24 protein-coding genes are annotated in these 20,328 nt (G+C 60.9%); 14 read left to right on the top strand and 10 right to left on the bottom strand.

The genetic code is table 11. From position 1 onward, the window contains the following. The first annotated feature begins 386 nt into the window (after positions 1-386). Together rhtA and KGA98_RS22595 are read left to right on the top strand one after the other, a co-directional pair. Positions 387-1,274, top strand: a complete 888-nt coding sequence (rhtA, locus tag KGA98_RS22600) for a threonine/homoserine exporter RhtA (protein WP_057713888.1) — start codon at positions 387-389, stop codon at positions 1,272-1,274. Between the two features lie 169 nt (positions 1,275-1,443). After that, a complete protein-coding gene (locus KGA98_RS22595) occupies positions 1,444-1,725 on the top strand; it encodes a hypothetical protein (RefSeq protein WP_090456987.1) in 282 nt (93 codons plus the stop codon). 14 nt (positions 1,726-1,739) lie between these two features. Here KGA98_RS22595 and KGA98_RS22590 read toward each other — a convergent pair whose 3' ends face one another. Further along, positions 1,740-2,300, bottom strand: a complete 561-nt coding sequence (locus tag KGA98_RS22590; protein ID WP_057713886.1) for a TetR/AcrR family transcriptional regulator — start codon at positions 2,298-2,300, stop codon at positions 1,740-1,742. A gap of 93 nt (positions 2,301-2,393) precedes the next feature. Here KGA98_RS22590 and KGA98_RS22585 point away from each other — a divergent pair, with 93 nt between their 5' ends. Both KGA98_RS22585 and KGA98_RS22580 read left to right on the top strand, forming a co-directional pair. Continuing rightward, positions 2,394-3,122, top strand: a complete 729-nt coding sequence (locus KGA98_RS22585) for an SDR family oxidoreductase (RefSeq protein ID WP_057713885.1) — start codon at positions 2,394-2,396, stop codon at positions 3,120-3,122. Positions 3,123-3,160: 38 nt separating this feature from the next. Beyond that, a complete protein-coding gene (locus tag KGA98_RS22580) occupies positions 3,161-3,751 on the top strand; it encodes a 2-hydroxychromene-2-carboxylate isomerase (protein ID WP_057713884.1) in 591 nt (196 codons plus the stop codon). 108 nt (positions 3,752-3,859) lie between these two features. On the opposite strand, the gene KGA98_RS22575 is transcribed toward KGA98_RS22580, so the two are convergent. From KGA98_RS22575 to KGA98_RS22555, 5 genes are all read right to left on the bottom strand, one after another. Then, complete coding sequence (locus KGA98_RS22575) at positions 3,860-5,668, bottom strand: aminopeptidase P family protein (protein ID WP_223503915.1); 1,809 nt, start codon at positions 5,666-5,668, stop codon at positions 3,860-3,862. A gap of 65 nt (positions 5,669-5,733) precedes the next feature. Further along, positions 5,734-6,891: a cysteine desulfurase family protein gene (locus tag KGA98_RS22570; RefSeq protein ID WP_223503912.1), complete on the bottom strand. Its 1,158-nt coding sequence runs from the start codon at positions 6,889-6,891 to the stop codon at positions 5,734-5,736. Between the two features lie 206 nt (positions 6,892-7,097). Next, positions 7,098-7,712 carry a LysE family translocator gene (locus KGA98_RS22565; protein WP_090456994.1) on the bottom strand — a complete coding sequence of 205 codons (615 nt, stop codon included), beginning with the start codon at positions 7,710-7,712 and terminating at the stop codon, positions 7,098-7,100. 101 nt (positions 7,713-7,813) lie between these two features. After that, entirely contained in the window at positions 7,814-8,083 is a 270-nt protein-coding gene (locus KGA98_RS22560; RefSeq protein ID WP_057713880.1) for a hypothetical protein, read from the bottom strand. A 117-nt stretch (positions 8,084-8,200) separates the two neighbouring features. Beyond that, positions 8,201-8,572, bottom strand: a complete 372-nt coding sequence (locus KGA98_RS22555; RefSeq protein ID WP_218494491.1) for an antibiotic biosynthesis monooxygenase — start codon at positions 8,570-8,572, stop codon at positions 8,201-8,203. A 96-nt stretch (positions 8,573-8,668) separates the two neighbouring features. Here KGA98_RS22555 and soxR point away from each other — a divergent pair, with 96 nt between their 5' ends. The 10 genes from soxR to KGA98_RS22505 all read left to right on the top strand — a co-directional run bounded on the left by soxR (position 8,669) and on the right by KGA98_RS22505 (position 16,157). Continuing rightward, positions 8,669-9,124 carry a redox-sensitive transcriptional activator SoxR gene (gene soxR / locus KGA98_RS22550; protein ID WP_223503910.1) on the top strand — a complete coding sequence of 152 codons (456 nt, stop codon included), beginning with the start codon at positions 8,669-8,671 and terminating at the stop codon, positions 9,122-9,124. Positions 9,125-9,250: 126 nt separating this feature from the next. After that, the gene (locus KGA98_RS22545; protein ID WP_057713877.1) at positions 9,251-9,709 is read left to right on the top strand and encodes a VOC family protein; all 459 of its coding nucleotides are present in this window, start codon (positions 9,251-9,253) and stop codon (positions 9,707-9,709) included. Between the two features lie 289 nt (positions 9,710-9,998). Beyond that, positions 9,999-11,201, top strand: a complete 1,203-nt coding sequence (locus KGA98_RS22540) for a PepSY-associated TM helix domain-containing protein (RefSeq protein WP_223503908.1) — start codon at positions 9,999-10,001, stop codon at positions 11,199-11,201. Beyond that, positions 11,198-11,740, top strand: a complete 543-nt coding sequence (locus tag KGA98_RS22535) for a thiamine pyrophosphate-binding protein (RefSeq protein WP_154860210.1) — start codon at positions 11,198-11,200, stop codon at positions 11,738-11,740. The genes KGA98_RS22540 and KGA98_RS22535 overlap by 4 nt, the downstream gene beginning before the upstream one ends. After that, positions 11,737-12,066, top strand: a complete 330-nt coding sequence (locus tag KGA98_RS22530; RefSeq protein WP_057713874.1) for a hypothetical protein — start codon at positions 11,737-11,739, stop codon at positions 12,064-12,066. Before KGA98_RS22535 ends, KGA98_RS22530 begins: the two co-directional genes overlap by 4 nt. Beyond that, positions 12,063-12,638, top strand: a complete 576-nt coding sequence (locus KGA98_RS22525) for a DUF6162 family protein (RefSeq protein WP_223503906.1) — start codon at positions 12,063-12,065, stop codon at positions 12,636-12,638. Before KGA98_RS22530 ends, KGA98_RS22525 begins: the two co-directional genes overlap by 4 nt. A 35-nt stretch (positions 12,639-12,673) precedes the next feature. Further along, the gene (locus tag KGA98_RS22520; protein ID WP_223503904.1) at positions 12,674-13,600 is read left to right on the top strand and encodes a metal ABC transporter substrate-binding protein; all 927 of its coding nucleotides are present in this window, start codon (positions 12,674-12,676) and stop codon (positions 13,598-13,600) included. Continuing rightward, complete coding sequence (locus KGA98_RS22515; RefSeq protein ID WP_223503902.1) at positions 13,597-14,355, top strand: metal ABC transporter ATP-binding protein; 759 nt, start codon at positions 13,597-13,599, stop codon at positions 14,353-14,355. The genes KGA98_RS22520 and KGA98_RS22515 overlap by 4 nt, the downstream gene beginning before the upstream one ends. Further along, positions 14,355-15,254: a metal ABC transporter permease gene (locus KGA98_RS22510; RefSeq protein WP_223503900.1), complete on the top strand. Its 900-nt coding sequence runs from the start codon at positions 14,355-14,357 to the stop codon at positions 15,252-15,254. Before KGA98_RS22515 ends, KGA98_RS22510 begins: the two co-directional genes overlap by 1 nt. Continuing rightward, positions 15,255-16,157, top strand: coding sequence for a metal ABC transporter substrate-binding protein (locus KGA98_RS22505; RefSeq protein ID WP_223503897.1), 903 nt, complete (start codon positions 15,255-15,257; stop codon positions 16,155-16,157). Between the two features lie 202 nt (positions 16,158-16,359). Here KGA98_RS22505 and KGA98_RS22500 read toward each other — a convergent pair whose 3' ends face one another. The 4 genes from KGA98_RS22500 to KGA98_RS22485 form a co-directional block, all read right to left on the bottom strand. Continuing rightward, on the bottom strand, positions 16,360-16,587 hold the full coding sequence (locus tag KGA98_RS22500; protein ID WP_218494486.1) for an MbtH family protein: 228 nt from the start codon (positions 16,585-16,587) through the stop codon (positions 16,360-16,362). 81 nt (positions 16,588-16,668) lie between these two features. Next, positions 16,669-18,069, bottom strand: coding sequence for an aspartate aminotransferase family protein (locus tag KGA98_RS22495; protein ID WP_223503895.1), 1,401 nt, complete (start codon positions 18,067-18,069; stop codon positions 16,669-16,671). Between the two features lie 188 nt (positions 18,070-18,257). Further along, a complete protein-coding gene (locus KGA98_RS22490; RefSeq protein WP_223503893.1) occupies positions 18,258-19,583 on the bottom strand; it encodes an ATP-binding protein in 1,326 nt (441 codons plus the stop codon). Beyond that, positions 19,580-20,260 (bottom strand): response regulator, encoded by a 681-nt coding sequence (locus tag KGA98_RS22485; RefSeq protein WP_057713866.1) that lies wholly within the window; start codon positions 20,258-20,260, stop codon positions 19,580-19,582. The genes KGA98_RS22490 and KGA98_RS22485 overlap by 4 nt, the downstream gene beginning before the upstream one ends. Between the last annotated feature and the right edge of the window lie 68 nt (positions 20,261-20,328).

Here is a 20,328-nt window from a genome sequence, read left to right as displayed (position 1 = left end):
ATTATTTTCAGAAGCTTTCAAAGTTTCCTTTGTAACTTCAACCACTTGCGCTTCAGATCTCTCATCAGCGGGAGGCGAATTCTACAGCGTTACACGCTGCTGTCAACACCTCTTTTTCAACTCCCTTTCGGCTTCGATGAACTGAAGCAACCTGCTGCCGAAAACTGCGTAACTCTTTGTTTACCAAGGAGTTTTCCGTTTCGACTGCGCCGGAAGTGGGGCGAATTATAGACACCTGGAATCTGCCGTCAAGCATTGATTTAGGTTTTCTATCGACATGTGCAAAAACACTGCTTATATATAGACGCGCCTGCAAGGAATGCGCAGTATATTGCCCAACACAAATAGAAACGCCCTGATTCCTATATTTCGGACGATGCCACGTAATGAATGACCAGCCTCGCAGCCTAGCCTCTACCCTGTTCTCGGTTGGGCTGCTGCTCATAGCCATGGCATCGATCCAGTCCGGAGCCTCCCTGGCCAAAAGCATGTTCTCCGTTGTCGGTCCTCAGGGGACGACAACATTACGACTGATTTTTGCCAGTGTGATCATGATGCTGATACTGCGTCCATGGCGGGCAAAATTCACTGCAAAGTCCCTGCGCACCGTCATCGTCTACGGAATGGCGCTGGGCGGCATGAACTTCCTCTTCTATATGTCGTTGCAAACCGTCCCGCTGGGCATCGCGGTGGCGCTTGAATTCACCGGCCCACTGGCGGTGGCGATCTACGCCTCGCGTCGCGCGATCGACTTTTTGTGGATTGCCTTGGCTGCCGCAGGCTTACTGTTACTGATACCGACGGGAGAAACGACCACCGGCATCGATCTTGTAGGCGCCGGTTATGCCTTGGGCGCAGGGGTCTGCTGGGCACTGTACATTTTGTTCGGTCAAAAAGCCGGGGCCGACAATGGCGTGCAAACCGCCGCGCTGGGGGTAATGATCGCTGCGCTCTTCGTAGCCCCCATCGGTATTGTCCATGCAGGCTCAGCTCTGCTGAGCCCGTCATTGATCCCTATAGCCCTTGGCGTCGCCATCCTGTCCACAGCCCTCCCCTACACCCTGGAGATGGTCGCGCTGACCCGCATGCCGGCCAGAACCTTCGGCACACTGATGAGTATCGAGCCAGCCTTCGGCGCGCTATCTGGCTTGCTGTTCCTTCATGAATACCTCTCGCTGTCACAATGGATGGCAATCATGTGCATCATTCTGGCATCCGTCGGTGCCACCATGACCATGAGCACTAGCACCAGACCAGCCGTAGCGGCGGATTGAAAGCAGATATGAAACGGCTCTGGTATTTGCCGCTCAATTAGGCCATGTTTAGCCCCGCACCCCAGTGTCATGACATGGACCATTTCAGATAGGGATATCGGTACGCGTCAAGCGAAAGTGAAAGCGGCCAAACCCGGACACAAGATCCGGGGACGCTATAAGGATAGTAATGAAACGATTTTTGATGCTGATCGCCGTACTTGCAATTGCGGGCTGCGCAGCGACTTCGGAAACACAGATCAAGCACGGTAAGAAAGGGCTGCACATCAACTGTTCCGGACTGTCTTCGTCCTGGGACAAGTGCTACGCCAGCGCCGCCAATTCCTGCGCCCCCAAGGGATACAAGGTCATTGCCAAGTCGGGAGATTCAGTGGAAGAGCCTGGCGATTACCCGTTTGGCCTCAATCCTGCGGGCTATACCAGCCGCAGCATGATTGTCATCTGCAAATAGGCAGGGCCGTCGGGTCAGGTTCTCGGGCTTGCGATCTGACGGCCAATTTCCTCGTAGCTGGAGTTCAGCACTGTGCGCTGGATATCCGGGCTAGCCAGCATGCGCGCTACGACCAGCGCGCCAATACATTGCGACAGAATCGCCCACGCCAGGCTGTCGCTTTGCAGAATACCCGCCCAACTTTCCTGAAGCCGACAAATCCAGTGCTCTGCCTGTTGACGGACAGTCAGGTCGGAACGGGCAATTTCCGCCCCCAATGCCGGCAATGCACAACCGGTTTCCGGATTCTCGACGTGAGACATACTCAGGTACTGCTTCAAGCAGCGCTCAAGCTTGTCACGGTCCTTTCCCTCCCCCAGTCGCGCCAGGCTTTGCCCCAACTCACGCTCGACAATGCTGGCGAACAACTCGTCTTTCGACGAGAAATGGCTATAGAAGGCGCCGCCACTCAAGCCAATCGCTTTCATCAGGCCGTCCACGCCCACCGTTGAAAATCCGGACTTCTTGGCCGATACCGCACTGCTTTCCAGCAGCCTTTGCCTGGTTTCCAGCTTGTGACTGGCCGAATAACGCATTGCCTTTCTCCCTAGCTTGCTCGCCTTGACGTCTGTCGAATCATAGCATAACGTTCGTTTAGTTAACGATCGTTTACCAAAAGGGATCTACCCATGAATAACAAGAAGGTCGTTCTTATCGTCGGTGCAGGTGATGCCACGGGTGGCGCCATTGCCAAGCGTTTTGCCCGGGAGGGTTTTGTCACCTGCGTTACCCGCCGCAGTGCGGACAAGCTCCAGCCACTGGTGGATGCCATAAAGGCCGATGGTGGCGAGGCCCACGGTTTCGCCTGCGACGCCCGCAAGGAAGACGACGTGGTCGCACTGGTCGAGCAGATAGAAAGCGAGATCGGCCCTATCGAGGCATTCGTGTTCAACATCGGCGCGAACGTGCCGTGCAGCATTCTCGAAGAAACCGCCCGCAAGTATTTCAAGATCTGGGAAATGGCCTGTTTTTCCGGTTTTCTCAATGCGCGTGAAGTGGCCAAACGCATGGCCAAGCGCCAGCGGGGCACGATCCTGTTCACCGGCGCCACTGCAGGTCTGCGTGGCGCTGCCGGCTTCGCCGCATTTGCCGGTGCCAAGCACGGCATTCGTGCCCTGGCGCAAAGCATGGCCCGAGAGCTCGGCCCCATGAACATTCACGTTGCCCATGTCGTCGTCGACGGCGCCATCGATACCGATTTCATCCGCGACAGCTTCCCCGAGAAATACGCGACCAAGGATCAGGACGGCATCCTTAACCCCGAACACATTGCCGAGAATTACTGGTACCTGCACAGCCAGCCCCGCGACGCCTGGACTTTCGAACTGGACCTGCGCCCCTGGAGCGAACGCTGGTAATTCCCCCCACACACAACAACAAGACGAGCGCCTTGAACATGAGCAAAACCGTGGAGTTCTACTTCGACCTCGGCAGCCCCGCCACCTATCTGGCCTACACCCAGCTACCGAAGATCTGCGCGCAAACCGACACCCGGTTGATCTACATTCCGCTCTTGTTGGGCGGAGTGTTCAAAGCCACCGGTAACGCCTCTCCGGCGACTGTCCCGGCCAAAGGCCGCTACATGTTTGAGGATCTGGACCGCTACGCCAAACGCTATGGCGTGCCTCTGAAATTCAATCCCCACTTCCCGATCAACACCTTGATGCTCATGCGCGCCGTAACAGGCATGCAGTTGCGCCACCCTGAACGCTTTGCAGCTTTCATCGATTGCCTGTTCAAGGCCATATGGGTCGAGGGTCGCAGCCTGGATGAACCGGCAACCGTCGCGGCAGTGCTCAGCGAAAACGCTTTCGATCCGCAAGAGGTGCTGGCCCTGACCGCCGATGAAGAAGTAAAAGCCCTGCTCAAGGACAACACCGAAAAAGCCGTACAGCGAGGCGTATTCGGAGCCCCAAGCATGTTTGTCGACAATCAGCTGTACTTCGGCCAGGATCGACTGGACTTCGTGCTCGAAGCCTTGAGCTGAATCTCGACCACCAACCGCCCCTTTGCCGCTCTATGGCTCAGGCGCTGGATAAAGCGCCTGAGCTGCACATAAACAAATAGCGACGCCGGAACCAATAGCAGCTCCCGATCAGATAGCCGCCGTGCGGGTATTGAGCCACTCCAGCGCGGCACCTTCGACCAACGGACTCAGGCGCTCGCGCACTTCGGCGTGGTAGGCGTTAAACCACTGCTTTTCCTCGTCCGACAGCAGCGAGGTTTCCAGGCAGCGCGTATCGATCGGGCACAGGGTCAGCGTTTCGAACTTGAGGAACTCGCCGAATTCGCTTTTGCCTGCCTCACGGTTCATCGCCAGGTTTTCGATACGCACACCCCAACGACCCGGACGATAGGTGCCCGGTTCAATGGAGGTGATCATGCCGGGTTGCATCGCGGTTTGCGGGGCAGGCGCGGCCTGATAAGCAATGACTTGCGGACCTTCGTGGACGTTCAGGAAGTAACCGACGCCATGACCGGTGCCGTGACCGTAGTCGACACTTTCCGCCCAGATCGGCGCACGGGCGATGGCATCGAGCAGCGGCGACAGAATGCCTTTCGGGAACTGCGCGCGGGACAAGGCAATCACCCCCTTGAGCACGCGGGTGCAATCGCGTTTTTGCTCATCGGTCGGTGTGCCCACAGCTACCATGCGCGTGATGTCGGTGGTGCCGCCCAGATACTGGCCGCCGGAGTCGATCAGCAGCAGGCCGTCCCCTTCGATCACCGCGTGTTCTTCTTCGGTGGCATGGTAGTGCGGCATCGCGCCATTGGCGTTGAACGCGGCAATGGTGTTGAAACTCAGAGACACATAATCCGGACGGCGTTCACGGGCCGCGGTGAGTTTTTCGTCGATGGTCAGTTCGGTGATGCGCTCGCGCCCCAGCGCCGAGTCCAGCCAGGCAAAGAATTCGCACAGTGCTGCGCCGTCCTGTTCCATGGCCTGACGGATGTGTTCGGCATCGGCCAGGCTTTTTTGCGATTTGGCCAGGGTGGTCGGGTTCAGGCCTTCGATCAGTTTCACCCCGCTGTCGAGGTTGTCCAGCAACCCCGCCGTGACCCGCGCCGGATCGACTTGCAGGCTCGCACCGCTCGGTACGGCACGCAGTGCAGTAGCGACTTCACTGTAATCGCGCAAGGTCACCCCGTCCCGTTCGAGGATGGCGCGCAGTTCGGCGCTGACTTTGCTCAAGGCGACAAACAGCGTGGCCTGTTGTTGATTGATCAAGGCGAAAGAAACAAACACCGGGTTGAACGACACGTCGCCGCCACGCAGGTTGAACAGCCAGGCGATATCATCCAGGGTGGCGATGAAATGCCAGTCGGCACCCCGCGCCTGAAGGGTTTCACGTAGTTTGGCAAGTTTTTCGCCACGGCTGACGGTCGCCTGTGGTGGCAAGTGCTGATAGATCGGTTCGTTCGGCAGGCCTGGGCGGTCGCTCCAGACGCCGCTCAGCAGGTCGATGTCGGTGCGCAGGCGAGCGCCACGCTCTTCCAGTTTACCGCCCAGGGTCCGTGCCGAAGCCACGGCCATGACCGCGCCATCGACCGCGACAACGCCACCCTCGGGGGTTTGCTCGGCCAGCCATTCCAGTGGTCCGGGTTGACCCGGTTGCAGCTTGACCAGATCAATGCCGCTGCCGTTGAGTTCCTTGGTCGCCTGCTCCCAATAACGGCTGTCGGCCCAGACGCCGGCAAAATCCGGGGTCACGATCAGGGTGCCGACCGAACCATGGAAACCCGACAACCACTGGCGCCCCTGCCAGTAACCCGGCAGGTATTCGGACAGGTGCGGGTCGGCCGACGGCACCAGCAAGGCGTGAATGCCCTCCCGGCTCATCAGTTCGCGGGTTTGCGCCAGGCGCTGGGGCACCGATCCATTGATCGAAAGCTGCGTATTCATCGTGTCTCCTGCTAACCACTTCATCATTATTGTTGAGTGCCGATCAATGTCGGCGCTTCGTCGCCCTATTGCCAGAATGCCGGAGCACTGGCGCAGGCTGCCTTGATCAGTTGAACCGCCTGGTCGATGTCCTGCTCGGTGGTGAAACGCCCGAGGCTCAAGCGGATGGTGCGACCGGCCGAGCGGGCATCGTGCCCCAGGGCCAGCAGTACATGGGATGGGGTATTGCTCGCGGAATTGCAGGCCGAAGTCGCGGAAAACGCGATCGAGGCCAGCAACGCCGCCGGGTTGAACTCGCCTTCGTCGAAGGTCAGGCTCAGGGTATGGGGAATGCGCCGGGTCGGGCTACCGTTGAGACGCACGCCGGGAACGCTCTGCAATTGCTCGAGCAAACGTTCACGCAAACGCACGATGGTGGCTTTCTCTTCATCGAACGCAGCCGCCGCCAGTGCAAAGGCCGCGCCCATGGCCGCGATCTGATGGGTCGCCAGCGTGCCGGAGCGCAAACCGCCCTCATGCCCGCCGCCATGGATCTGCGCCTGCAAACGCTGTTGTGCACGCGGACCGACGTACAACGCGCCGATGCCCTTGGGGCCGTAGAGCTTGTGCGCGGAAAACGACATCAGGTCCACCGGCCACAGTGCGAGGTCGATCGCCACTTTGCCCGCGCCCTGTGCGGCGTCGACATGGAACAACGCCCCGCGATCACGCACGATCTGACCGATGGCGGGAATGTCGTTGAGGGTGCCCAGTTCGTTGTTGACCAGCATCAGCGACACCAGGAAGGTGTCTTCGCGCATGGCTTCGCTGACTGCTTGCGCCGTGATCAGGCCCTCGGCGTCCGGCACCAGGTAGGTCACCGCGACACCGGCATCCTCCAGTTGCCTGGCGGTATCGAGAATGGCCTTGTGTTCGATCTGGCTGGTGATGATATGGCCCCCGCCAATGCGGCGGGCCTGGGCCACGCCTTTGAGCGCGAGGTTGTTGGATTCGGTGGCGCCTGAGGTCCAGACGATCTGCCCGGGCGTCGCGCCGACCAGCTCGGCGACCTGGCGTCGCGCCTGTTCGACCGATTGCCGGGCCTGCTGGCCGAAAACGTGGGAACTGGAGGCAGGGTTGCCGAAATTGCCGGTAAAGCCCAGGCACTCGACCATCACCTTGATGACCCGCTCATCCACCGGCGTGGTGGCGGCGTAATCGAAATACAACGGACGTTTATTCATAAAAGACTCGCAGAGCGTGTTCCGGGATCAGGAAGCTCGTGACTGCAAACGGCAAAGCGCAGCCTTGTGAGCTGCGCGCGGTTTTCAGAACGTTACCAATACCTGATCGGATGCCGTTAAAGAAGAATTACTTCATTTAAAAGTGCGTAGGAACGCTCCTGAAAAGTCAGCTTAACAGGCATCGGGCAACCGGTTGAAGCAATGCGTCAGCTAAAGCTTTCGAGTATCAGCGGATACAGCGAACCCACAAGCAGCGCGGCCATGCCCCAATTGAACAGGCGCAGCCAGCGGCGATCCTTCAGAACATTGCGCAACAGCGTGCCGCAAGCGGCCCAGACACCCACGCTCGGCAGGTTGATGATCGCAAAGACGGCCGCGATCACGATCACATTCGTGAAGTATCCCTGCATCGGCGTGTAAGTGCTGATAGCGCCAATGGCCATGATCCAGGCCTTGGGATTGACCCACTGGAACGCGGCGGCACCCAGATAGCTGATCGGTTTCGCCTCGCCCTGCTGGCTCTCCGACATTGGCCCGGAATGGGCGATTTTCCACGCCAGATACAGCAAATACGCCGCCCCCACATAACGCAGCACGGTGTAGAGCAAAGGGTAGGTCTGGAACACCGCGCCAAGGCCAAAGCCGACCGCCACCACCAGTATGAAGAAGCCACAAGTGATGCCGAGCATGTGCGGAATCGTGCGGTTGAAGCCGAAGTTCACCCCGGAGGCCAGCAACATGGTGTTGTTCGGGCCGGGCGTGATCGAGGTGACGAGGGCAAACAGGGCGAAGCCCAGCAGCAGGTCGAGTGAGAGCGTCATGGGTGGCAGTCCGTCAGGGTCGGTCAGGTGTTGACCCTATCGCACACCTTCGGCGAAACCCATGGACAGTTACGCGAAACTTGGAGCAGTACAGTTTCGCCTCAGCTCGGACGACCGTGAAGCTGTACAGATCGCCCGACGTTCATTTCACCCTGGTTGTCGAAACCGAACGACTTTTGCGGCTGACCGAGCAGCTCGGCTTTTTTCGCGTGGTACTCGTCGAAGGACAATCCGCGGCGGTTCAGCGCTTCCAGCGCCAGTTCCTTGCTTTCTTCAGCCGTGTAAGGCCGAAGCTCAGGGGAAACATGGCTGGCACATCCGGCGAGTACGGAGACGGCGAGCATCAGCAAAGTGGCGATCATCGGTTTCATTTCTGGCGTCCTGGCGACTGGGTTCGAGGCAATGAACACAGGCTACCCGCGCCTCCCGGGCAGCAGAAATCAACGCTTTCAATAGTGGCTATCAAGAAATGGCGATCATTGCCCTTGTCAGCGCCAGCCCACCAGGCTGCAGTGCAATGCATTGTCGTGGCTGCGCTCCAGGCTGTGCAGGACCTGGAACGAGCCGAAGGTCACGGCCTTCGCCTGATGGGCGCGGATCAACTGCCAGAAATCCTCTTCGCCGTTTTCAAAGGACCGGAACGCAGCCTCCCCGGCTTCGCGGGTTTGCCATTGCAGATAATTGAGTACCCGCCGGCCATCATCGCTGGCCTGGATGCTGGCACTGAGAAAGCCGCGGTGCTGCCGGGCCAGATGTTCGGTCTGTGCCGACAATGCCAATACCAGCGCGGGTAGTTGATGCGGCTCGATCTGGAATTCGATCAGTTGGGTAAAGCTGCGATTCTTCTCTGAGGCTTGCATGAAATGTCCCCCACTCACATGTAAGGCGAATCTTGCGATCCGAAGGTGTGCAGGGTAAAACCTCAAGTTAACTAGAGGTCAAGAGGCAATTTTTAAATGATCACCCCGGAAAACCTGCACAAGGAACTTACCGTCGGCCAAGTCGCGGCGCGCAGCGGTGTGGCGGTCACGGCGCTGCACTTCTATGAGTCCAAGGGGCTGATCAGGAGCAACCGCAATCAAGGCAACCAGCGCCGCTATCCCAGGGAAGTGCTGCGACGGGTGGCCTTGATCAAGGTTGCCCAGCGCCTGGGAATTCCTTTGGCGGAGATCGGCGAAGCCCTCAAGTCGCTGCCCGACAACCGGGCACCGACGGCGGCGGACTGGAAAATGCTGTCGGCGCAATGGAGCCGGGAACTGGATGAACGCATCAACCAACTGACCCTGCTGCGCGATCGCCTCAACGGCTGTATCGGGTGTGGTTGCCTGTCGATGGAGGCTTGTCCATTGCGCAACGCAGGTGATGTGCTGGGAGAGCGCGGTCCGGGAGCGCACTGGTTGGAGCCAACTTGATGGCACTTGAATGGCGCTGCTGCTCGTCGGGCACTCGGTGAGGCGAAAGAGGCTGGCCTATATTTATTCGGTCGTACAACGGCACAGGTACTTTCCATTCACAAAACAACAACAGGGAGTTCCATCATGAGCGTCAAACCCATTCCAGAGGGGTATCACAGCGTCACCCCCTATCTGGGCATCAACAAAGCCGCCGAAGCCATCGCCTTCTACAAAAAAGCCTTCGGCGCCATTGAAATCATGCGACTGGACATGCCCGATGGTGGTGTCGGCCACGCGGAACTGCGTATCGGCGATTGCCCGATCATGCTGGGCACACCATGCGATCAAGGACCGCTGAGCAACCCGGACAATTCGCCGTCCGTGGGTCTGCATTTGTACGTGACGGATGTCGACAAGTCCTACAAACAGGCGATCGATGCCGGCGCAACCGTTGTATCGGAGGTCAAGGATCAGTTTTACGGCGACCGTTCAGGGACCTTGAAAGATCCCTACGGGCACCTGTGGTTCCTGGCCACGCACAAGGAAGACCTGACCCAGGAACAGATCGAACAACGGGCCAAGGAGATGTTTGCCCAGGGTTGAAATCCCTGGTGATGGAGCGGGCCTCTTCGCGAGCAGGCTCGCTCCCACAAGGGTCCCGTCTTCAGCAGCACCGCCGACATGCCAATCACTTGCGCAAGCAAGCCCGCCCGCGACCTGTCGACAATGAGAAACATTTTCTTTCATTTCCCCTTTCGGGATTTCCCCTGCTCATCCGTCCTACTTAGATGCAGTCCTTTCGCGTAGGCAAAAGCCACGACCGGACCTTCTGGGCGCTCATCCCTGCGAAGCCCGCAGCCGAGCTGCCTCTCATCCAGGCAAGACCTCCAACATGTCAAAGAAGTCCCGTTCAAAAATCTGGTTCCTGGTCCATAGCTGGCTGGCATTGCCGATCTGGTTTTTCGTGCTGATCGTCTGTGTAACCGGAACCCTGGCCGTCATCAGTCAGGAGATCGTCTGGCTGGCCAACCCGCCAATGCGCGCCAGTCAGCCCTCGGACGACGCCCCGCTACTCAGTTATCAGCAGGTCATCGAGGCCATCAACAAGGCCGAACCGCAGACCGTGGTGCAGAGCATCAGCCGCCCCGACGAGTCGCATTTCGCCCTGGATGTCGAAGTCAGCTACCCCGACGGGCGCTCGGTGGTGATTTATGTCAATCCGTACAGCGGCGTGATCCAGGGTGTCGCGCCGGAGTTCAACTTCCGCGCCTTCACCCGGGCGCTGCACGGCTGGTGGCTGGTGCCGTTCACCAACGGTTACAGCTGGGGCTGGTACCTGGTGTCGTTTCTCGGCTTGCCGCTACTGGCGTCGCTGGTCACCGGGCTGGTGGTCTACAAACGCTTCTGGAAAGGCTTTTTTCGGCCAACCCTGCGTATTCGCCACGGCGCGCGGATTTTCTGGGGCGACTTTCACCGCTTGAGCGGCATCTGGTCGATCTGGTTCATCGCGGTGATTTCCATCACCGGCACCTGGTTCCTGATCCAGGCATTGCTGTTCGATAACCAGATTTCCATTTCCACGGAAAAGATCATCCCGGCGATGTCCCGCGAATCGGTGCCGCTGTCAGCCGATGGCTCGCCCCCGCCGCGTATCGACCTTGATCGCGCAATTGAAATCGCCACGCAGAAAATCTCCGGGCTGGAGGCCAGCTTTGTCAGCTTGCCGGGCAATGCCTACAGCCACCTGGATGTCGGCGGACGCGGTTGGTATCCGTTGATGTTCCAGACCGCCACGATCAACCCGTACAACGGCGAAATCGCCGCCTCGCGCCTGATCTCGGACCGTTCGACCCTGGAGTTCGTCACCGAATCCATGCGCCCGCTGCACACCGGCGATTTCGGCGGCCTGTGGATCAAGCTGATCTGGGCATTCTTCGGCCTGTTGCTGAGCATGATGGTGCTCAGCGGTCTGCTGATCTGGACCAAACGCACGGCACTGGCCACGGCCAATGCCTTCAAGCGCAGCAACAAAAAACAGCGTGGCACCGCGGCGCAACCGGTCACGAACAACGAACCCTCGGAGGCCCACCTGTGAGCAAAGTCATTGCGGCCTCGCAACCCTCGCGCCTGCACGTGTTCTGGCACAAATGGCGCTTTCATCTGAACGTCCTGTTACTGCTGATTCCCCTGGGTTTCATGCCCAAGTACTTCGCCGACGAGGCATTGATGCGCGGCGACAGTGGCCTTGGCGAACGGGAGGTCGGCGAAGTCCGGGTCGGTCCCTGGAGCCTGCGCCTGGCGGAATTGCGCAACGCCGCGCCCATGCTCGACGGCCCGGCCGGTTACATGAAGGGTTTCAACGCCGCGTTGTGCGAGGCCTGCATCGGCCAGGTCAAGGCCACTTACCTGCGTATCGGCAAGCCCCGCAGCCTGCGCGCCGCCGGGGTGATTTTCTTCGGCACCCCGTACCGCATGGGCGCCTCGCTGCCCGTCCCGGAAAAGACCACGGCCGACGCCGAACTGTGGATCACCATGGAAGGCTGGGACGGCGCCATGCATCAGGCATCCATTCCTTTGAGCCAGGCCTCCCCCGCCACCATCGCCTGGCTGAACAAACAAGGAGGCAAACCATGATCACCCCTCTTCGCCCGCTCAACGCCGTGTTGCTGGTGCTCTGCGCCGGCTTCAGCGCCGCCGCCCTGGCCCACAATCCAATGTGCGAATGCAAGGCCATCGACGCGGAGCAGATCAAGTGCACCGGCGGTTTTTCCGACGGCAGCGGCGCTCCTGGCGTGACCCTCGATGTGATCGGCTACGACGAAACCATCCTGGTGCCGGGCAAGCTCGGGCCTGATTCGACCCTGACCTTCAAGAAGCCCGGCGCCGAGTTCTATGTACTGTTCGATGCCGGCCCCGGTCACGTCGTGGAAATCGACCAAGCGGACATCGAGGCACCATGAGCACTCCAACGACCCAAGTCGTGCGCCCGGCCGGGGCCGGTCACGAAACCCTCTATGTTCTGCTGCTGTGCCTGACGATCCTGGCGGTGGCCGGCTCGGTGGTGCTCTGGCGCGGTGAATCCCATGAGGTGAGCAGCGTCAGCAGCCATCAACTGGATGCGCGCCGTGACCTCAGTGCATCCGAGCAAGGTATCTACGCCGATTTGCGGGTGACGCTGGACGAGATCCATTTGCTGCGCCAGGAACAGCAAGCGCTGCCGACACCCGAGTTGCTGGCCGAGGAAGGGTTTGCCCCGTTTGCCCGGGACGCCAGCTCCGTCAGCCGGGGTGGCCATGCCTGGCAAATGCTCGACGCCAAGGCCTATTTCGGCCAGAGCCAGAAGCCGACGGTCGCCGGTTCGTTTCTGCTGCGCCTGAGCGCAACCGCCGACGCCGCACCGGACATCTGGCTCAACCGCGCCAGCACGCTCACGGCACCGGCCGACCTCAGCGACGTCGCGCTCGAAAGCGCCGGCTGGCAGCAGGTCATCGCGCAATTCGATGCCGGTGTGACCCGCCAGCACCGGCACTGAACCCTCGCCTTTTTCCGAGAGAAGACCGCTTTCCCATGCCCAATTCATCTCAATGTTCTTTTTTGCGCCTGCTGCTGGTCGGCTTGCTCGCCTGCCTGCTGCCATCCCTGGCCAGCGCCGACGAAGCCAAGCGCCTGCGTATCGGCATCACCCTGCATCCCTACTACAGCTACGTGGCGAACATCGTCGGCGACAAGGCCGAGGTGGTGCCGCTGATTCCGGCCGGGTTCAACCCACATGCCTACGAGCCCCGCGCCGAAGACATCAAGCGCATCAGCGGGCTGGACGTGATTGTGCTCAACGGTGTCGGCCATGACGACTTCGCCGACCGCATGATCGCCGCCAGCGAAACCCCGAACGTGCCGGTAATCGAAGCCAACGAGAACGTACCGCTACTGGCCGCCACCGGCGTGGCCGCACGCGGTGCCGGCAAGGTGGTGAACCCGCACACCTTCCTGTCGATCAGCGCCTCGATTGCCCAGGTCAACAACATTGCCCGGGAGCTAGGCAAGTTCGATCCCGCCAATGCCAAAACCTACACCGAGAACGCCCGCGCCTACGGCAAGCGCCTGCGCAAGATGCGCGCCGACGCCCTGGCCAAACTGACCCAGGCACCGAACGCGGAACTGCGGGTGGCCACGGTACACGCGGCCTACGACTATCTGCTGCGCGAATTCGGCCTCGAAGTCACGGCCGTGGTCGAGCCGGCCCACGGTATCGAGCCAAGCCCGAGCCAGCTGAAAAAAACCATCGATCAACTGCGTGAACTGGACGTGAAGGTGATCTTCTCGGAGATGGACTTTCCTTCCACTTACGTCGACACCATCCAGCGCGAATCCGGCGTGAAGCTGTATCCGCTGTCGCATATTTCCTACGGCGAATACACCGCCGACAAGTACGAAAAGGAAATGACCGGCAACCTCGACACTGTGGTGCGGGCGATTCAGGAGTCCGGCCAATGACATCGATAGAAACCATCCTGGCCGATGCAGAATCCCCACAGGTTTTGGGGCCGACGCTGGATTTTGCCGACGTCAGCCTGACCCTCGGGCGCACGACGATCCTCGACAACGTTACCTTTCAGGTCCGCCCCGGCAGTGTGCACGCACTGGTCGGCCCCAATGGCGGCGGCAAGAGTTCGCTGATCAAGACCCTGCTCGGGCAAATGCCTCACCAGGGCCGCTTGAGCCAGCATTGGCCAGCCGAGCCGGGGACCATCGGCTATGTGCCACAGGCACTGGAGTTCGACCGGGGCCTGCCAATGACCGTCGACGATTTCATGGCCGCCATGTGCCAGCGTCGCCCGGCCTTTCTCGGCTTGAGCAAACACTACGCGACGGCGATTGGCGAGGCGCTGGAGCGGGTCGGTATGCAGGACAAACGCAAGCGCCGCATGGGCGCGCTGTCCGGCGGCGAACGGCAACGGGTGTTGCTGGCCCAGGGGCTGATTCCGCCTCCGCAATTGCTGGTGCTCGACGAACCGATGTCGGCCCTCGATGAGGCCGGTATCCGGGTGTTCGAACGCTTGCTCGGCGACTGGCGAGCGGCGGGCATCACTGTACTGTGGATCGAGCACGACCTGGAAGCCGTCGGGCGCCTGGCCGATCACGTCACCGGGCTCAATCGCCGGGTGCTGTTCGACGCCACGCCGCAACAGGCGCTGACACCGGAGCGTCTGTTGAACCTGTTCTCGACCCACCCACGGAGCCTTGCCTGATGAGTTACGAAGCTTTTCGCCTGATGGTCCAGGGCTGGGCGTCGTCGGGTTATCTGCCCGAGGCGCTGGCCTATGGATTCGTGGTCAACGCCCTGCTCGCCGGCCTGTTGATCGGCCCGGTACTGGGAGGCCTGGGCACGTTGGTGGTGGTCAAGCGCTTCGCGTTTTTCTCCGAGGCGGTCGGTCACGCCGCCCTGACCGGCGTGGCCATCGGCATCCTGCTCGGCGAACCCTACACCGGCCCCTACGGCAGCCTGTTCGGCTACTGCCTGCTGTTCGGCATCCTGCTCAATTACCTGCGCAACCGTACCGGTCTGGCGCCAGATACCTTGATCGGCGTGTTTCTCTCGGTGTCGCTCGCCTTGGGCGCGAGCCTGCTGCTGATTCTGGCGGGCAAGATCAACGTACACATTCTGGAAAACGTGCTGTTCGGCTCGGTGCTGACGGTCAATGGCAATGACCTGCTGGTGCTGGCCATCGTCGGTTCGCTGGTCATGGCCCTGGCCTTGCCTTTGTACAACCGCATCATGCTCGCCAGTTTCAACCCGCAGTTGGCGGCGGTGCGCGGGGTGGCGGTGAAAACCCTGGATTATCTGTTCGTGATTCTGGTGACGCTGATCACCGTTGCCGCCGTGAAGGTCATCGGCGCGATTCTGGTGGGCGCCCTGCTGGTGATTCCGGCCGCCGCGGCACGCCTGCTCAGCCAATCGCTGAAGGGCTTTTTCTGGTGTTCGGTGCTGATCGCCACGGTCAGCACACTGTGCGGGATTCTTGCACCGATTGCCTTCGACCTGCCGATCCCGTCCGGCGCCGCGATCATCCTAGTGGCCGGTATCGCCTTCGCCCTGGCCGCCATCGCGCGCGGCGTCGTCCCCAGCCTGAAAGGGAACCTTGGATAAATGATTTTTTCACTGCGCCAACTGACCCTCGCCATCGCCCTGTGCGGGCTGGCGACAACGACCATGGCCGCCGACAACGGCAAACCGCTGCGTGTGCTGGCCTCCTTGCCGATTACCTATGGCCTGGGTGAGGTCTTGCTCAAGGGCACCGATGTCAGCCTCGAACGCGCGACTCCGGCCAACCTGCCCGGCAGCCGCCAGACCGCCTACTTCACCGGCCGTGGCGCCCCGGCGCTGGCCAAACTGGCAAGCGACGCCGATGCGGTGATCGGCCTGCGCTCACTGTGGCCGGATGACCCGCTGTACCCGATCGCCCGGCGCAGCAATATCCGCATCGTCGAAGTGGACGCCGCTCGCCCCGTGGACGGCGCCCTGCCCGGCATAGCCGTACAGCCCGACAACAAGGTTGACGGGCTGAACAGTCAGCCGTGGTTCTCCAGCAATAACATGGGACGCATGGCCGATGTGATGGCGGCGGACCTGGTGCGCCTGGCCCCCAATGCCAAGCCGAAGATCGACGCCAACCTGGCATCGCTCAAGCAGCGTTTGCTCAAGCTCAGTGCCGACAGCGAAGCGCGGTTGGCCAATGTGGACAACCTCAGTGTGATGAGTCTCAGCGATCACTTCGGCTACCTGATCGGCGGTCTCAATCTGGAGTTGATCGGCCAGGATGCACGCGCCGATGCCGAGTGGACACCGGAGGCGCTGAAGCAATTGGGCGCAACGCTCAAGGACAATGACGTGACGGTGGTGCTGCATCACCGGCAGCCGTCGGATGCGCTGAAAGCGGTGATTGCCGGGTCGGGGAGCCGGTTACTGGTGCTGAGTACCGATGCCGAAGATCCGGTCGCGGAACTGGAGGGGAATGTGGATTTGCTGATCAAGGGGTTGAGCGGCGCGTAATCCTGTAGGAGCTGGCTTGCCAGCGATGGACGTTAACGATGACGAGTACTTAATGGATGAACGCGGTGCCTATGAGTCCATCGCTGGCAAGCCAGCTCCTACAGGTTCTGCGTTACATACACATTTCCTGTGCACAAACTCCAGACCTGAAAAAAGCCCGCTGACTGTCACCAGTCCAGCGGGCTTCTTTTTGCATGACGGATCAGTGCGCCACAACCGCCTGCTCGTCCATTTTCTGCCGCAGGCTCAATGGACGCATGTCGGTCCAGGTTTCTTCGATGTAGGCCAGGCATTCCTTTTTCAGCCCGCTTTTACCCACGGTGCGCCAGCCTTGTGGCACGGCTTTGTAGTCGGGCCAGATCGAGTATTGCTCTTCGTGGTTGACCACGACCTGAAAGAGGATGTCCTCGCGGTCGAATACTGACGTCATGCTGTCTCTCCATCGTTTTCGGGCGGGTTGCGTTGTGCACGCAACCGTTATGTAGAAGGAACGATCCGCAGGGCGGAAAATTTAAGGATTGGCCGTGGCGGCGGCCAGGGCTCGCCCGAAAATCTCGGCCACGCGATCGATTTGCGCAGCGGTAATCACCAGTGGTGGCAGGAAGCGCACCACCGCGCCGTGACGGCCACCGAGTTCCAGGATCAAGCCACGCTTGAGGCATTCGCGCTGCACCAGTGGTGCCAGACGGGCGAACGCCGGTGGATGGCCTTGGGCATCCACCGCGCCCGTCGGGTCCACCAGTTCGACGCCGAGCATCAAGCCACGACCGCGAATGTCCCCCAGTTGCGGGAAGTCCCGCTGCAGGATGCGCAGGTGCTCGGCCAGACGCTCGCCCATCGCGGTGGCATGCTCGCAGACCTTGTGTTCGACCAGATAACGCATCACCGCGCAACCGGCGGCCATGGCCATCTGGTTGCCACGGAACGTCCCGGCATGGGCGCCCGGCAGCCAGGTGTCGAGCCAGTCGCGATAGACCACCACCGCCAGCGGCAGGCTGCCACCGATGGCCTTGGACATCACCACGACATCGGGAATGATCCCGGCATGCTCGAAGGCGAACATCTTGCCGGTGCGGGCGAAGCCACTCTGGATTTCGTCGACGATCAGCGCGACACCCGCCTGTTCAGTGATCCGCCGCACACCGCGCAACCAGTCCAGATCCGCCGGAATCACCCCGCCCTCGCCCTGCACCACTTCCACGATCACCGCCGCCGGCAATTGCACACCAGCCTCGGGATCATTGAGCAGGTTTTCCAGGTAACTCAGGTTGGCTTTGACCCCTTGCGGGCCGCCGAGCCCGAACGGGCAGCGGTAATCGTAGGGGTACGGCATGAACTGCACGCCGCTGCCAAGCAAGGCGCCCAAGGGCTTTTTCGGCCCCAGACTGCCCATCAGGCTCAACGCGCCCTGACTCATGCCGTGATAGCCACCCTGGAACGAGATCACGGTGCTGCGACCAGTGGCGGTACGCACCAGTTTCAGTGCCGCCTCCACGGCGTCGGTGCCGGTCGGGCCGCAAAACTGGATCTTCGCTTCAGCGGCCAGGGCAGGCGGCAGCAGCCCGAACAGATCCTGGACGAACCGGTCCTTGACCGGCGTGGTCAGGTCCAGGGTGTGCAGCGGCAGCTCATCGGCCAGCACTTGCTGGATGGCTTCGATCACCACCGGGTGGTTGTGCCCCAGGGCCAGGGTTCCGGCTCCGGCCAGGCAATCGATGAAGGTGCGGCCTTCGACATCTTCGACGTAGATGCCCTTGGCGCGCTTGAGTGCCAGGGGAATGCGTCGCGGATAGCTGCGGGCGTTGGATTCCTGCTGGCTCTGACGGGCGAGCAATGGCGATTCGTTGAATTGATAAAGCGTCTCGGCGGACGTCGCCGGCTGCTCTTCGATAAGGTTGGTAGCGACTGACATCTCTCGACCCCTCAATAAGGTTTTCCTGTTCTGGAAACGCATCAGCGCTTGAGGGATTTAGGCGGTAACACGGAAACCTTTGCAGGAGCGAGCTCTGCTCGCGATGGACTCAAGAACACCGCGTGCATTCACAAAGCACACGTTATCGTTATCGACCATCGCGAGCAGAGCTCGCTCCTACAGGGGGGTCAGACCGGTTGCAGCGGCATTGTCAGCTCAACCCGCAAGCCGTCCGGTCGGCTATCGAAATGCAGCGTGCAACCGCAACGCTGAACGATGGCCTGCACAATCGCCAGCCCCAGACCACAACCGGTGCTCTGACCGTTGCGCCAGAAGCGCTGGGTCAGGTGTTGCAGATCTTCTTCGGCAATCCCCGGTCCATGGTCGCGCACCACAAACTGCACACGATTGCCGGTGGTTTCCAGGCTCAACTCCACTGCTTTGTCGGCGGGGGTATGGCGCAGTGCGTTGTCGAGCAAGTTGCGCAGCGCGGCAATCGACAGCACGGCGGGCATTTGTACCGGCGCGGCGGAAACCTTGCCCGGCGCCAGAAACCTGATGCGCTGGCGATCGCCGCTTGCCGCGTCCTGAATCGCCAGTTTCGCCACTTGTTCGGCATTGCATTGCACACCGTCGTCGAATGACAGACTGCCCTCGACGCGCGCCAGCAACAGTAATTGTTCGAGGGTCCGGTGCATGCGGTCGGCGCCCTCTTCGGCCCGGGCCAGGGACTGGTCCCGGGCGCTGCCTTGCGTCATCCGCGCCACTTGCAGGTGGGTCTTGATCGCGGTCAGCGGGCTGCGCAGTTCGTGGGCCGCGTCTCCGGTCAGGCGACGTTCGCGCTCGATGGTCTTACCGATGCGCTGGAGCAACTGGTTCTGGGTTTCCAGCAAGGGTTGCAGCTCGCTGGGCAGTGGCTGGATCTGCAAGGGTTCAAGGGAGTCGGCGCTGCGGCGCATCAAGGCATCGCGCATGCGGTTGAGCGGCGCCAGCCCCTGGCCGATGCCCAGCCAGAGTAAACACAGGCAACCGAGCAGCGCCACGCCCACCGGCACCGAAGCGGCCAGCAGGATCGACATGTTCAACGCCTCACGCTCGATCTGCCGGTCAGCGGTGGTGATGCGCAGATCGCCCCGGGCCAACGTGAAACTGCGCCACGGCGCGCCGTCGATCATCTGATCGTGAAACCCGAGTTTCTCGGCCTCCAGGGTCTGCTGCGGATCGGAGTGACTGCGGGCAAGGATTTCACCGCGCAACGAGCTGACCTGGCACGCCATGCCACCCGGAATGTTCAGCTGTTCGGCACTGAAGTGGGTGCCCTCGCCCTTGCTCGGCACGGGCGGCAGTTGCTCCATCAGGCCGGCGACCATGCGTGCCGAGGCCACCAGGCGCTGGTCGAGGGAAAACATCATTTGATTGCGCAGATCGCTGAGCATCCAGGCCGCGGCCAGGGCCCAGATCAAGGCAAATGCGGCGCCGAGCGTCAGACTCAGGCGCAAACGCAGACTCATCACTTCGATTTTTCTCCGCCATCAGCCGGCCCCAGGCGATAGCCCAGGCCGCGCACGGTCTCGACAATGCCGTTGCCGAGCTTGCGCCGCAGGTGATGGATATGGACGTTAAGGGCGTTGCTTTCCAGTTCGTCGTTGAAACCGTAGACGCTGTCCTTGAGTTGCTCGGTGGACAACACACGGCCACGGTTATGCAGCAAGGCTTGCAGCAATGACTGTTCACGGCGCGACAGGTCCACCGGTTGCCCCGCGAGCGTGGTTTCGCGGCTGCTCGGGTCGTAGGTCAGGGCACCATGCTCGATCAGGTTGACGCTGCGCCCCGCCACTCGCCGCAACAGCGTGTGCAAGCGTGCAGCGAGTTCGCGCAAGTCGAACGGTTTGAGCAGATAGTCGTCGGCTCCGGCTTGCAGGCCATCGACGCGATCAGTGACCGAGTCCCGGGCGGTGAGGATCAAAACCGGCAACTCCAGCCCTTGATGGCGCAACTGCTGCAGCAGCTTGAGGCCATCCTCGTCCGGCAACCCAAGGTCGAGCACCATCACGTCGAACTCCGCCACCTTGAGCATCGCCCGGGCGGCGGACGCCGTGGCGACGTGTTCCACGGTCAGGCCCTGGGCGGTCAGGCCGGCGACGATACCGCTGGCGATCAATTCATCGTCTTCGCAAACCAGTACGTGCATGGGAAGCCTCGTAGAAATAAAGCCTATTAAGCCGTTGACCGATTAAGTCGACATTATGCCGCAAGCGC

Origin of the sequence: Pseudomonas sp. BF-R-24 (assembly GCF_019947335.1) — a bacterium.
GTDB classification, from domain to species: domain Bacteria; phylum Pseudomonadota; class Gammaproteobacteria; order Pseudomonadales; family Pseudomonadaceae; genus Aquipseudomonas; species Aquipseudomonas jessenii.
This window is presented reverse-complemented; position numbering and strand designations above follow the sequence as displayed.